Annotated in this window: 14 protein-coding genes and 1 pseudogene; 4 read left to right on the top strand and 11 right to left on the bottom strand. The window is 47.0% G+C overall.

Annotated features, from left to right (window positions below; all coding sequences use genetic code 11):
* Positions 1-63: 63 nt before the first annotated feature.
* The 5 genes from QZW47_RS11775 to QZW47_RS11795 all read right to left on the bottom strand — a co-directional run bounded on the left by QZW47_RS11775 (position 64) and on the right by QZW47_RS11795 (position 4,667).
* A complete protein-coding gene (locus tag QZW47_RS11775) occupies positions 64-762 on the bottom strand; it encodes an FAD-dependent oxidoreductase (RefSeq protein ID WP_366930869.1) in 699 nt (232 codons plus the stop codon).
* Positions 663-938 (bottom strand): hypothetical protein, encoded by a 276-nt coding sequence (locus tag QZW47_RS11780; protein ID WP_293127346.1) that lies wholly within the window; start codon positions 936-938, stop codon positions 663-665. The genes QZW47_RS11775 and QZW47_RS11780 overlap by 100 nt, the downstream gene beginning before the upstream one ends.
* Complete coding sequence (locus tag QZW47_RS11785) at positions 919-2,538, bottom strand: cyclic peptide export ABC transporter (protein ID WP_293127348.1); 1,620 nt, start codon at positions 2,536-2,538, stop codon at positions 919-921. The genes QZW47_RS11780 and QZW47_RS11785 overlap by 20 nt, the downstream gene beginning before the upstream one ends.
* A gap of 146 nt (positions 2,539-2,684) precedes the next feature.
* Positions 2,685-2,810 carry a hypothetical protein gene (locus tag QZW47_RS11790; protein ID WP_293127350.1) on the bottom strand — a complete coding sequence of 42 codons (126 nt, stop codon included), beginning with the start codon at positions 2,808-2,810 and terminating at the stop codon, positions 2,685-2,687.
* Between the two features lie 285 nt (positions 2,811-3,095).
* Positions 3,096-4,667, bottom strand: a complete 1,572-nt coding sequence (locus QZW47_RS11795; protein WP_293127352.1) for an NAD(P)H-quinone oxidoreductase subunit N — start codon at positions 4,665-4,667, stop codon at positions 3,096-3,098.
* A gap of 235 nt (positions 4,668-4,902) precedes the next feature.
* On the opposite strand from QZW47_RS11795, the gene QZW47_RS11800 reads away from it, so the two are divergent.
* Positions 4,903-5,325 (top strand): hypothetical protein, encoded by a 423-nt coding sequence (locus QZW47_RS11800; RefSeq protein WP_293127354.1) that lies wholly within the window; start codon positions 4,903-4,905, stop codon positions 5,323-5,325.
* Between the two features lie 37 nt (positions 5,326-5,362).
* On the opposite strand, the gene QZW47_RS11805 is transcribed toward QZW47_RS11800, so the two are convergent.
* Together QZW47_RS11805 and QZW47_RS11810 are read right to left on the bottom strand one after the other, a co-directional pair.
* On the bottom strand, positions 5,363-6,283 hold the full coding sequence (locus QZW47_RS11805) for an aminoglycoside phosphotransferase family protein (RefSeq protein WP_293127356.1): 921 nt from the start codon (positions 6,281-6,283) through the stop codon (positions 5,363-5,365).
* Positions 6,284-6,619: 336 nt separating this feature from the next.
* Complete coding sequence (locus tag QZW47_RS11810) at positions 6,620-7,273, bottom strand: PadR family transcriptional regulator (RefSeq protein WP_293127358.1); 654 nt, start codon at positions 7,271-7,273, stop codon at positions 6,620-6,622.
* A 158-nt stretch (positions 7,274-7,431) separates the two neighbouring features.
* On the opposite strand from QZW47_RS11810, the gene QZW47_RS11815 reads away from it, so the two are divergent.
* Both QZW47_RS11815 and QZW47_RS11820 read left to right on the top strand, forming a co-directional pair.
* Positions 7,432-8,145 carry an AraC family transcriptional regulator gene (locus QZW47_RS11815; RefSeq protein WP_293127360.1) on the top strand — a complete coding sequence of 238 codons (714 nt, stop codon included), beginning with the start codon at positions 7,432-7,434 and terminating at the stop codon, positions 8,143-8,145.
* A gap of 142 nt (positions 8,146-8,287) precedes the next feature.
* Positions 8,288-8,386: pseudogene (locus QZW47_RS11820) on the top strand (AraC family transcriptional regulator); the annotation flags it as partial.
* 104 nt (positions 8,387-8,490) lie between these two features.
* On the opposite strand, the gene QZW47_RS11825 reads toward QZW47_RS11820, so the two are convergent.
* The 4 genes from QZW47_RS11825 to QZW47_RS11840 all read right to left on the bottom strand — a co-directional run bounded on the left by QZW47_RS11825 (position 8,491) and on the right by QZW47_RS11840 (position 10,494).
* Positions 8,491-9,183, bottom strand: coding sequence for a hypothetical protein (locus QZW47_RS11825; RefSeq protein WP_293127362.1), 693 nt, complete (start codon positions 9,181-9,183; stop codon positions 8,491-8,493).
* A 102-nt stretch (positions 9,184-9,285) separates the two neighbouring features.
* Positions 9,286-9,663: a transcriptional regulator gene (locus QZW47_RS11830; RefSeq protein ID WP_293127364.1), complete on the bottom strand. Its 378-nt coding sequence runs from the start codon at positions 9,661-9,663 to the stop codon at positions 9,286-9,288.
* 125 nt (positions 9,664-9,788) lie between these two features.
* Positions 9,789-10,112: a type II toxin-antitoxin system HigB family toxin gene (locus QZW47_RS11835; RefSeq protein ID WP_366930870.1), complete on the bottom strand. Its 324-nt coding sequence runs from the start codon at positions 10,110-10,112 to the stop codon at positions 9,789-9,791.
* 196 nt (positions 10,113-10,308) lie between these two features.
* The gene (locus tag QZW47_RS11840; protein WP_293127368.1) at positions 10,309-10,494 is read right to left on the bottom strand and encodes a hypothetical protein; all 186 of its coding nucleotides are present in this window, start codon (positions 10,492-10,494) and stop codon (positions 10,309-10,311) included.
* Positions 10,495-10,848: 354 nt separating this feature from the next.
* On the opposite strand from QZW47_RS11840, the gene topA reads away from it, so the two are divergent.
* The gene (gene topA, locus QZW47_RS11845; RefSeq protein WP_293127370.1) at positions 10,849-13,638 is read left to right on the top strand and encodes a type I DNA topoisomerase; all 2,790 of its coding nucleotides are present in this window, start codon (positions 10,849-10,851) and stop codon (positions 13,636-13,638) included.
* Positions 13,639-13,680 lie beyond the last annotated feature (42 nt).

A 13,680-nucleotide genomic window follows, 5' to 3' on the forward strand; every position in this document is an offset into this window, starting at 1 on the left:
TCAACTGTCCCAGGTCAACTGTCAACTGAATGACTTGATAGAATAAAATTGATTAAATTGCAATTAAGGCCCAAAACAGTAATTTTCATCCTTAACCCACTGGGGTCGAGGCAAGCAAAATGTAGTTTCCAAAACCATTTCGGCCGTATTCAGTGCCCCTCCAACCCAGCCCTGATTTTCCGAATAGCAATCGCCACAAAGAAACACATTATATCCAGGTAAAGGCTGGCGGATGCGCGGCGCAACATCCCAACTGCGGACGTGAGGATTCCAAAAGTACCAGGCTCCGCCAAACGGGTCTTCCATCCAATCGTGGTAAATTGCTGCGTAGGGGTCAGGGATTTGACAATTGTGCATCTCTTTAAGTTGCCGCTGGATCTCCATCACCATATCGTGAGGTGCTAACAGACTTTGTTTGAGTTGACCTCCGTGACGGCCCATATAGGGTGGGTTGTGCAGTCCGAAGCGATCGGGTTGCAGATAACCATCCCAGAATGAGGCAGCGCGGTCATCATTATAGCTGGCCATCATTAGCGACATTCCCTTGTTTTGCCCTTCAGTCTCAGTACCGACGTAATAGCACTGTCGCACAGGCAAGTCAGTGTCAGAACGACCCTTCTCAATCTTCGGAGAAAGTTCTTGCCACCAAGGTCGATCGTAACTCAGAAAAAGTTTACTAGAGGCCTGAGCACTGACAGTTGCCAGATCCTTCTTAAACTGTCGGTTGAGGAAGATGAAGCTATCAGGATCGAGTAACTCCAGCGATCGCCCTCATCGACCAAACCAATGATAACATCAGTAGCGGCCAGCATTTGCACCACATCCTCCCGCCTGCGCTTGTCGCACCAAAACTCGTTTTTGTACAAATCCATCAAATCAGAAACCTGATTTTCCGTCAAAGTTTCGACGATGCGGTACTTATCCATGTTGTCGGTCATACTCGATTTTACCGTAATCTAGTTTAATTGCGCGATCGGCTAAATCGAAATAGCGATCGTCATGACTGATAACAAACACAGTTTTACCGCGCCGCTTCAACTCCGGTAACAACTGCTTGTAAAAAATATCCCGAAAAAACGGATCTTGATCCGAAGCCCACTCATCAAACAAATAAATCGGCCTATCTTCCAAATAAGCAGTCAGCAAAGCCAACCGTTTTCGCTGTCCCTGAGACAAAGCCGTAGTTGACAAAACACCATCTTTCACCTCAACCTTATTATCCAAATGAAACTCTCGCAAATATTCAGCCGCCTGCTTGTCCAAATCATGATTAGTCATTCCCAACAGCCTTTCAAACAAATAGAAATCCGAAAAAATTGCCGAAAAATGTTGCCTGTACCACTCTCTGTTTTCATTAGTAATCCGCTGTCCATCTAGCAAAATTTCTCCCGATTCAGGAATGTACAAACCAGTAAGTAACTTAGCAAAAGTAGACTTACCGCTGCCATTTCCACCCACAATAAACACCAACTCTCCACGATGGAACTTTAAACTAATTTCGCCCAATATAAAATTGCTGTCTTCCTGATCTCCCGGATAGCTGTGAGTAGTCTCCTTCAACTCAAGTGTTTGCCAATCAGCAGTTTTAACTGGTTTAACCGCAGCAGTTATCTCAGCTTGACTCGCCAAAGCCAATCCCATTCTCTCAATTTTTTCTACAGCAGTATTGGCTCGAAAAATTGCCGGCAACCTCTGCAAAATATTCTGAAACGGAGACATCAAATAGGTACTTGTCAGAATATAAGCCGACAAAACAGAAGTAGAAACTGGCACAAATTTCGGTACAGCAAACAGCAGCAAACCAATCAACATAAAAAATAGCAACTGTCCGACTCCAGTCGCCACCGCAGCGGTATTCAGCGCCTGCAAATTGTAATCACGGGAATCAGCAGCACTTACCTGCAACTCTTCATCAAAAAACTCTTGGCGGCGCGACGAATGCAGTTTCAATTCCTTAATTCCTTCAGTAATGCTGCGAAAATGCTTGAACAATACATCTTGTTCTTCCCGCGCCAAATCAAAAAACTTTCGCATTTTGTTCAGCAGCAACTGTACCGTAGCAATCGTCAAAGCTAAAAAAGCAAATACAACTGCAAAAACCGTCCCAGACAGCGTACTCAAATAAGTCAAGCAGCCGACAACAACGGCCATGTCAACGCAAAGAAAAGGAATCAAAAATATAGTATTAGAAAGCGTTCCCACATCATCAGTGAGAGTAGCCATCAAGCGATTAGCGCCCAATTCTTCTAAGTGTCGCAAAGGAGAAGACAAAATCCCTCGGCTTAAACTCAGCCGCAGATTGTAAACAGCTTCTTGGGAAAGGTAGATTAACAAAAATTGGGAAATAACGCCGGTGACGAGGGCTAAAACTGCTAATCCGGCAAAGTACCAGACTAAATTCTGATTGGCATTATCGCTGATGGCGCGGTTGATCAGAGCAATTAATTGGGCGCTACAACCGCCACTAATTAAGCCTGTGAGGATGGCGATGGAAACATTTAACCACGAAGCTTTTAACAGCAGCCAGATTACATTCATGCGATTTTATTTTGTATTTAATAGGTGTTTGCGATCGGGTTTTAGTTTTCAGCACAAAAGAAGGACTAAAGTCCTCACTACGAACCTGTTTTTTTTGTGAGAGGGTTGGCTTTTTATGAGGGTTTTAGTTTTCACAACGAACATAGTTACTGCTGCACTTCTATTTCCTCCGTCTCGAATACAACCAGTTCATAAATATCACTCACCAACATTTCCACACCGAAGTAAAAGAAACTGTTGCAGATTCTCCCAGATATTCTTGAAACAACCATTGATTCGATTCATTGATTGTATGAAACTTTGGCTTGATTTTTACTAACATTTTTACACCTCCACTATATTTTATCCGCGTTAATCTGTGTTAATCTGCTTAAATCTGCGGTTAAAAATCATAACTAATAGTATATCACAATCATCAGCGATTTGAATTTGATTACAGAAGACCGGGCGGTTGAAACCGCGTCTACACAAACAAAACCTGCCTCCGCAGGTTGAAGATATAAAAAAGCGCCTAATCAAACATTAGGCGCTTTTTTATTTTTCAAGATTCGCTGAGATTAATCGTTGCGAGACAAAAGATTTGATTCGACTTTTGCCGCCGAAATCGGAACAAGGTGACTCAATGCCGATTGCAACATCGGAGTTTTGGTGACAGAATCGTTTGCTAAGTTAAACAAAGGATTCGATAGGACACCTGCCAAAGTTGTGGCAACTAAGGTGAGTACAACGCTGACTTGCAAAGGCCGCATTCCTTGAAGATTCCAGCGAACGGGCGGATAATTTTTCACCGAGTCTGACATTTCTTGAGGTTCTTTTACTACCATCATTTTGACGACGCGGATGTAGTAGTAAATTGAAACTACGCTGGTGATTAATGCCAGGATAACTAAGCCGTAAAGTCCAGCTTGCCAGCCAGCCCAGAACAGGTAAATTTTACCGAAGAATCCAGCTAGGGGCGGAATTCCACCGAGGGAAAGCAGGCAAATACTCAATGCTAATGTTAGCAGCGGATCTTTGTTGTACAAACCGGAGTATTCGCTGATTTGATCGGTTCCTGTCCGCAGGGAGAACAAGATGATGCAGGCGAAAGCGCCTAGGTTCATGAACAGGTAAACCAACATATAAAATATCATGCTGGAGTAACCGGCTTCGGTTCCTGCTACTAAACCAATCATCACAAATCCGGCTTGGGCGATCGACGAATAAGCTAACAGCCGCTTCATGCTAGTCTGGGCGAGGGCCACTACATTACCTAACACCATGCTGAGGATGGCTAAGGCTGTGAATACCAAGTGCCACTGGGCGGTAAGTGCGGGGAATGCACTGGTTAACAAGCGGATTGCTAGGGCAAAACCGGCTGCTTTGGAACCGACAGACAGGAACGCGACAACGGGTGTCGGCGAACCTTCGTAAACGTCTGGAGTCCACTGGTGGAAGGGAACTGCGGAGATTTTAAAGGCGATTCCGGCGATCGCAAAAACCAATGCAATCACTAAACCGAGAGATTCACCGTTATTCACAGTAGAAAGGTTAGCTGCGATCGCACTTAGCGTAGTTTGGCCGCCAGACAATCCGTACAGCAGCGACAAACCGTAGAGAAATACCGCCGAAGAAGACGCACCAATTAACAAATATTTCAAAGCAGCTTCATTGGAACGCGGATCGCGTTTTGTGTAACCCGTCAGCAAATAAGACGAGATACTCAGAGTTTCCAACGAAATAAAAATCATCACCAATTCATCAGCGCCGCTGAGGAACATTCCCCCCAAAGTCGCGGTGAGTAAAATGCAGATAAATTCCGCTAAAGCCGTACCGGTTTGCAGTACGTAGCGGACGGATATCAAAATAGTGACAGCCGCCGTCAAAGCGATAATTCCGCGAAACAACAAACTCAAGGCATCGCTGTTAAAACCGCCCAGAAACGAGATAGTGTTAGTGTTATCCCACTGCAAACACAAGGCACCGACGGCGGTCAGCAAACCGGCAACGGCAACGTAGGGAGTCCAATTAGAGGAACTGCGGCCTACGATTAAATCGCCGACGAGAACCACCAAGAGGGTGATGATGACAATTCCCTCGGGTAAGATAGTTCCAGCATTTAGCTGGGCTGCAAGAGTAGCAAAATCCATATTTTCAGGCTGGTTGGGTAATACAGGCTAGGGAAGGCTGTAATGGGCAGTGATCTCGTAAAAATTATTTACCAAACTGGATTGTAACTGATTACAGCTTCGCGATCCCAGCGGGGCCTACGTTTGTTGTCGGAAATTCGGGCTGCGGCGGGGAGTTGGCGGTTGAAACCGCAACTAGACAAACTATTTCCCTTTTGATGGTTCGATCGTTCTGAATGCAAGTCCTTCTGTTGGGATGCGGACTGAAGTCCTCACTACAAACGGTTTTGATGGTTCGATCGTTCTGAATGCAAGTCCTTCTGTTGGGATGCGGACTGAAGTCCTCACTACAAACGGTTTTGATGGTTCGTCGTTAGGACTTTCGCCCTACTCTTGGATGCGGACTGAAGTCCTCACTACAAACGGTTTTGATGGTTCGTCGTTAGGACTTTCGCCCTACTCTTGGATGCGGACTGAAGTCCTCACTACAAACGGTTTTGATGCTTCGTCGTTAGGACTTTCGCCCTACTCTTGGATGCGGACTGAAGTCCTCACTACAAACGGTTTTGATGGTTCGTCGTTAGGGCTTTCGCCCTATTCTTGGATGCGGACTGAAGTCCTCACTACAAACTATCGGAACTGCCACAATGTAGAAAATATAACTAATCTCTCGGCATGACTGACTCGCTAAGTGCTTACAAACAGCAGATTCTCCATCACTTTAACAACCGCCCGGATTCAGAAACACGGCGCAATATTTTCTCCCCAATTAGCGCGTTCCTTGGGTTGTCAATTAGCCCTGTGTCTAGGAACACAACACCAAAAAGTATCGCCCATCCTTTGGCGCGTTGCAGTGTTGCTTCCGAAGCATTTGTATATTCTACGATCGCCCGTTGGCGTGCATTTCGATCGCCAAAAAGCATCCAAATAGCAGCAATATCTGTGGCAATATCGCCTGATGTCATGTCGCCCCAATCAATAATCCCGGCGATCGCACCGTTGACAACCAGCACATTTCGCGGGTGAAGATCGCCGTGCAGCCATGTTGCTTCAACGTCAACAGGCGCGTTTAAAGCCACATTCCAAGCATTCTCGATCTCTCGATCGATCGGGTTAGTTTTCGCCTTTAGCCGTTGCATCCGTTCCTCAACAGAAGCTGCCCGCTGCTGCAACGGTACGCCACGAAACGCATTTGATGGCGCATTAAATGGCGCAGGTACGTGCAACGATCGCAAGAAAGAGGCAAAGCATTTTGCTTGATTGGCATGAGGTTCTTCTAAATCGGCAGTCACACCGGGCAGCCAGGGCAATACACTCCACGGCCAAGGATAGCCCTGTGCTGGCTTGCCAACCCTGTAAGGGGTTGGAACAGGCAGAAAAAGCCGATCGGCCAAAATCGGCAGCCAAGTTTGCTCGTTTTCGAGAAGGGAGGCTGCTATTTTTCGGCGCGGGAGTCGTACCGACAACTCGTCGCCCAGCCGAAACATTGCATTATCCCAACCAGAATCAACGAGATGAATTGGCAAGTGTTTCAAATCTGCGTGCTGGTTTTCTAACAATCTGTAGACGAGGGCTGCATCTATTTCGACTTCGGATATCGGTGTTCCTATCGAACTCGGTTTTCCTTCCAACTCCATATTTGCCTCTTTGGCTTGACTGTCGCTTTTTTAAGGCAATAGTCAGGATTTTTTTTTGAACGGTTCTCTAACAATTTTTGGGCTTTAATTTCAATTATTGTGCTTTTTCCCTCTCGTTATGCTCCACCCCTGACTTGAAAAAAAAGATCCATCGGTCGGCTCAGGCTTCTATCCTTAAAATCAACCAAAATTATGTCAGGAGTTTACTTAAGAGAGGGCGGGTGCCGGCCTTTATACAGTCGATTATTTCATGAATTTTTCGCCGGCACGCGCCCCTACCGCCATATGGTTGACTGAAGAAATTCGTCAAAAAACCTATTTGTCAACCGTATTGAACTATACATCCTCCTCAACAGATTTTTCTGCCAACATTCCGTGAATATCTCGTTTGACTTGCTCTAAAAGTTCGCGCACTTGACTCATTCGGGCTGTGTTACGGCTGCGAGCTATCTGCATCACTAAAGCAGATAGCTCAGTTACAGTATTCCGCAATTCACTGAATTCTGGAGGCACATTGCGGATCTCTTTAGAAGAGTCCGACGGGCTTTGCTCGGAACGCTCTGCTAGGAGTTCCTTACCAGTATCAGTAATGGTATAAACGCGCTTGCCGCTTACTTGCTCGCTGGTTAAATAGCCCCCTTCTTCTAACATTTGAAGTGTGGGATAGACTGAACCAGGACTGAGACGACGGAATTCACCATAGCGGCTTTCCATTTCTTTGATCAGGTTGTAACCATGACTGGGCCCATCGGAAAGCATCTCCAACAGAATAAATTTAATGTCGCCTCGGCGAGTTCGATGTTCGTCTCCCCAGTTTCTATCAAGTGATTCGTGGTGGGGAGGTCTTCCGTGATGTTTACCGTGATGTCTCCCGCGCTCTCTCCCGTGATGTTCGTCATGTTGGAATACAAACCAATCTAACCCTGGGCGATCGCCTCGATCGCCCACTAATGCCAATACTGGAAAGCGGAACAAAAAGTTTCTAAACATAGGTCACTACTAAATCAACAGACTTCAGTATAACGATATATCGCGACCTATCGCGATATATCGTTAACTTGTAATATATCTTTACAAAAACCGAGATTCACCCTCAATCGGTTGTATAGAGTGGGTTTCGGCTAGGTAGCGTCAGCGTCCAGTATCCGGTGGCGAATCACAGCAGCGTCGAAGGTTACGCCAAGGGTCGTTTCTACGATCGCGATCGGCGCGATCGCAAAGCCCAAGCATCACCTCGCCCTGTTCGCTTGCTGCAAATCCAGGGAGGCAAAACCTACGCAGGGCTGTACGCCAAAGGTGACATTTCCATAACGCCTGCAAAGATGCCGTTGTTTGCCCGTTGGGATAGTGACGATCGCCCGATGCAGATTCCGATTGCGTCTCGTTTCATCGAAAGTGTTGCTGTTGAAGCCTTTGAGATGAATCCAGAGCGGCTGGAATTGCTCTCGGAATTTCGGACGCGCGATCGACAAATTGAGTCGATCGGCATTATGATGCTTTCGGAACTGCAACAGGAGAATTTAGGCGGAAGACTCTACATCGAATCGTTGTCAAATATCCTAGCAGTGCATTTGCTCAGACAATACTTTGCTGCCAAACCGCGCCTGACAATTTACGAGGGTGGTTTGCCCGAGCGTCAAGTTCTTCTAGTATTGGAATACATAAACGAACACCTAAGTCAAGACATTAAGCTTGCAGATTTAGCGGCATTGCTGGGTATGAGTCAGTTTCATTTTAGCCATATGTTCAAACAGGCGATCGGAATAGCTCCTTATCAATATCTACTCCAGCAACGAGTAGAACGGGCGAAGGATTTGGGAGCATCTCAGTTTTGCATTATTTATAGTGCGAGTATTATATAGCTTGCAAGCTGTATAATACTCGCGAGCTATATAATACTCGCACTCAAATAAAAAATGTTTTTTGCAAAAATGAGATGCTCCCAAGGATTTGTTGAAGCAAAAAGAGCGATCGATTATGGAAATTGCTTGAGAATGTGGGTTCAATAGCCACAGCCATCTGAGCAAACAGTTTCGGCAGCTTACGGGCATGACACCGAAATCTTACAGAACTCATTATGGGAGCATTTCAGTTTTGCTTTAAGAGTGCGAGCGTCCTCGCACAGCCCAGGTTATAAAAGCCCGTGCGAGCGTCCTCGCTCGCACTCAAACAAAAAAATGCGGCGTTGCAAAAATGAGATGCTCCCGCTACCAACTGATAATCAGCGGCAATCCAGGTCGGAAATCTACCGGTTGCCCCTGCATTTCTCCATCAAAACCAAGCTCCACACAATACTCCGAGCCTCCCCGCAGCTTTAGCTGATTTGTCTCAAGCACTGCTTGAAGTTCTGGTGACGGATTATTTGCAGCAGGACTGACTAATTCTACACGAGTAATTTCGCGAAAACCAACACCGTGATTCAAAGGCTGTAACCTCTCAGCAGGGTCTCGATCTGGACGCTTACCAAAGGGAGTTTGGAACAGCATGGGTTCAGTCAAGACATCACTATTTGTGGCCACCGCAATACTCATCGTTTCAGGGAAATAAGGCGGATGATATGCCCAACTAGAAAATGCAACTGTGTTCTCAGAACCTCTGGTTGGACGCAAACAGATGCCTAAGGGACAGGCGCCACGATCGCGATTTGTCGTAGCTTGCGGGGCGGGACGCCATCGCTCCCACAGACGAGTCCGACGAATTGGCTCAGATTGCGCTTCATCAGGAGCGTGAATCCACAACAACTCCAACATCGCATTATGGAAAAAGAAACAGCGATTGGTTGTACCTTGTCCGTGATGAATTCTAGAGCGCCCTTCGGCTAAACCGAAGGATGATAGGCGATCGGCTTCCGGGGCACCAACATCGGTCAAGATGAATAGATGGTCAAATTCAAATGCCATAGTTTTCAAGATATTTGGCGCAATCTTTTTGATATTTTCTACAATATTCCGATCGCCGTGAGTTAACAATAGAGGTTGGGCGATCGGTGTGCATGGGCATTATTAGGCAGACGTTTGTACCGAATGATATGGCTGGATCAAAATTTCAGCCGGAACCCCCAATTCTTGATTTAACTTGCGAATCATCTCCAAGGTTAGGGAACGTTTACGAGATAGCACATCAGACACGTTATCTCGACTGCCAAGACATACCTCTAGATCGATTCGAGACCATCCACGGGTATCCATATAATATTGAATTGCTGCGATTGGATCTGGTACTGCGATCGGGAAGTGCGCCTTTTCATAGGCTTCCACCAAGGTACTGAGGATATCTAATCGATCGCATTCAGGGGTATTCGGGGCTGCATCAAACAGTGATGCGATTTCTCGCAGGGCTTTCTGATAATCTGTTTCAGTTCTAATCGGATGCAATTCCATACATCAACCTCTGTTTAGATATAGCAATCCTAAATGATTTGTACATATTTGTAGGGGTAGTGCCCCCGTGCCTACCAAGAGCGTCAACTAAAGAGGGCAACCACGGGGGGTTGCCCCTACAAGAATTACACTGATGAACGGACTGGATAATGATTTAGGATTGCTATAGTTTCCGCATCTACTTTGTCATACTCGGCATGAGTACCAATAAATCGTATAAAAATAATTCCAATGTCATAGCGAATTGCCACAATCAGTCGATAGGTATTGCCTTTGATATTGAAAACTACACGATTGTTAGCAATGATGCTGGCATTACGATGAGCAGTTTTAATATCGGCTGGACTCTGCCAATCCGCGTGAGATGCTTCGTAGTACCAAGTTTTCAGTGCTTCTTCAACATCTGGATGAAACTCCCAGAAGTCTCGTAGGGTGCTGCGGGACAAGATATAGCCGAGTCTCACTCATGTGAGGTACAGGTTCTGATTGAAGAATTGAAGAATTTTAGATTGGGGGATTGGGGGATTGAGGGATTGAGGGATTAATTGGTTAATACCTCATCTTTCTGAGAACTGCTATACGCATAGTGTTTATAATAATGCGCTCCCAAAATGGTATCAAGAATTAGTCCCAGAATATCTGATGTTAGCTGGTGATGGCGATCGACTGCTTGTGTAAATGCGATCGAGAATTGGTCAAATAGTCGATCGCATTTATAGTCAGTCCTTGACGCACGGGTGGCCAGAAACCGGGTTTTTTCCGAAAATTATTCGCTATAACCCGTAGATTAGGTGAAAAACCCGGTTTCTCTGATCTTTGTGCGTAACTCATGAGCCTTTTTTGCAGGGAAACCATCAAATCTTTCCCAATCTAAAATCTCAAATCTTAAATCTAAAATTGAGGAACCATCCGCCCCCATCCAGCAGTCTCAGCATCCAGTTACCGCCAATTCTGCTAGAGTCAGGTGAGACATCCGTTGCATCTTGCAGAGACAAGGGTTCCCAGCCTCTGCGCCGAAAGCAGTAAAATCCCATCAGCTTGTATCCTGCAACCCGATCGGCAGTAACTTAAAAATTAAGGTAGTTTGAAATAATCGCCGAAAGTTCCCATAAGCCTTGACATCCGACCTACACTCTGTAAATTAGACACTCTAACTGCGCCGCCATCCATATATAAAAAGATGCCATGTCAACCTTAGTCATCGTCGAATCTCCCACCAAAGCCCGTACCATTCGCAACTTCCTGCCCTCAAACTATCGGGTAGAGGCATCGATGGGACACGTGCGTGACCTCCCATCCTCCGCCGAAGAAATACCAGAATCCGTTAAAGGTGAAAAATGGGCGCAACTCGGCGTAAACGTGGAGGCAGATTTTGAACCACTTTACGTCATCCCCAAAGATAAAAAGAAAATTGTTAAAGAACTCAAAGACGCGCTAAAAGACGCTACAGAACTGATTCTAGCCACTGACGAAGACCGGGAAGGCGAAAGCATTTCCTGGCATTTGCTGCAAATCCTCAAACCAAAAGTTCCTATCAAGCGGATGGTGTTTCACGAAATTACCCGCGAAGCTATCCGCGACGCCCTCACTCACTGTCGCGATATCGACAATCGAGTTGTACAAGCCCAGGAAACTCGCCGAATTCTCGATCGACTCGTCGGCTACACCCTCTCTCCGCTACTGTGGAAGAAAATCGCCTGGGGTTTGTCCGCAGGGCGAGTGCAGTCAGTCGCTGTACGCCTTTTGGTACGCCGGGAACGGGAACGCCGCGCCTTCCGCCAAGGTAGCTACTGGGATTTGAAAGCCCTTTTGACCCCCCCCAACCCCCCCCTTGGTAAGGGGGGGGCTTCGGACAATTCCCCCCTTGGTAAGGGGGGACAGGGGGGTGCCTTTGATGCCAAACTGGTCACAGTCGGGAACGTAAAAGTTGCCAACGGCAGCGATTTCGATGAAAATACCGGACAAATTATCGCAGGCCGCCGCGTACTTTTGCTCAACGAAGAACAGGCGCGGGCTTTACTCGATCGCATTCAAAACAAACCCTGGACTGTTGGTAATATCGAAGAACGGCCAGTCACCCGCAAACCCTCGCCACCGTTTACGACCTCGACTTTGCAGCAGGAGGCTAACCGCAAGCTGAGACTGGGTGCGCGGGAAACCATGCGAATTGCCCAAAGTTTGTACGAACGCGGTTTTATCACCTATATGCGGACGGATTCGGTGCATTTGTCCGAACAAGCGATTACCGCAGCCCGCAGTTGTGTGCAAGAACTGTACGGTAGCGAATACCTCAGCCCCCAACCGCGCAAATACACAACCAAAAGCAAAGGTGCTCAGGAAGCCCACGAAGCTATTCGTCCGGCCGGCAGCACTTTTCGGACGCCGCAGCAAACGGGATTGGATGGGATTGATTTCCGCCTCTACGATTTGATTTGGAAGCGGACTGTGGCTTCTCAAATGGCAGATTCGCGCCAAACTCACGTCACGGTATTAACTCAGGTTGAAGATGCCGGTTTCCGTTCCAGCGGGAAACGCATTGATTTTCCCGGCTTTTTGCGCGCCTATGTAGAAGGTTCCGATGACCCAAATGCGGCGCTGGAAGACCAAGAGGTAATTTTGCCGGCGCTGAAGGTGGGGGATAAGCCTAATTGCAAGGATGTAGGGGCTGTTGGGCACGAGACTCAACCTCCCGCCCGCTACACGGAAGCTTCGCTGGTGAAGATGCTAGAAAGCGAGGGTGTGGGCCGTCCGAGTACCTATGCGAGTATTATCGGTACAATTGTCGATCGCGGATATGCAAAATTAATAGCTAACGCGCTAATTCCGACATTTACTGCTTTCGCCGTCACGACTTTATTAGAAACACATTTCCCTGATTTAGTAGATACCGGTTTTACTTCGCGCATGGAACAAACCCTGGATGAAATTGCCACCGGCGAGGCGAAATGGCTGCCGTATTTGCAAAAGTTTTATACAGGGGAAATGGGACTCGCCACCCAAGTTAAGGAACAAGAAAGTCAGATTGACGCGAAAGTTGCCCGAACTGTGATATTGGAGAATATCACGGCGAAAGTCTGCATCGGTAAATACGGCGCTTATCTAGAATCTGAAAGCGAAGAAGGCCAGGTAAAAGCATCGATTCCCCAGGATTTGACTCCGGCAGATTTAGACCCGGAAAAAGTCGATTTTCTGTTAAAGCAAAAGACGGAAGGCCCAGAAAAATTGGGTCTCCACCCGGAGACTGGGGAACCGATTTATGTGCTGATTGGCAATTACGGCCCCTATGTTCAATTAGGAGATGTTTCGGAAACGAACAAGAAACCAAAGCGTTCTTCTTTACCGAAGGGGACGGATAAGGATAGCGTGACGGTTGAGATGGCGGTGAGTTTGTTGACTCTACCTCGGTTGTTGGGTACTCACCCGGATACGGGGGCGAAGGTGCAGGCTAATTTGGGGATGTATGGCCCTTATGTGGTGCACGACCAGGGTAAGGTTGGTAAGGATTATCGATCGATCAAGCCGCCGGATGATGTTTTGACTATAACGCTCGATCGGGCATTAGAGTTATTATCGCAGCCGAAAGCCGTCCGCGGCAGCAAATCAACGACACCATTGAAGGAATTGGGCGCGCATCCAGAATCGGGAGAACTCCTGAATGTTTACGACGGCCGCTACGGGCCCTACGTGAAACACGGCGATATCAATGCTTCTTTGTCGAAGGATGAATCTGTGGAGAATTTTACCTTACAAAAAGCACTAGATTTGTTAGCAGCGAAGGAAGCAGCGGGCGGCGGCAAATCTAGCAGTAAGTCGAAGAAGTCTACTAAGACTGCGGCGGCAAAGTCTGAGACTGCAACTGAGAAGACTGCGGCGAAGAAAACCACTGCTAAGAAGACGACGACTGCCGCGAAGAAAACGACGACTAAGAAGGCGGCGACTGCGACTGCGACTAAGAAGAAGACAACTTCAAGCTAGTGTAGTTTTCAGTTATTCAGAAACCCGGACGGTGTAGGGGCG

Source organism: Microcoleus sp. bin38.metabat.b11b12b14.051, assembly GCF_013299165.1.
In the GTDB taxonomy this organism is placed as follows: domain Bacteria; phylum Cyanobacteriota; class Cyanobacteriia; order Cyanobacteriales; family Microcoleaceae; genus Microcoleus.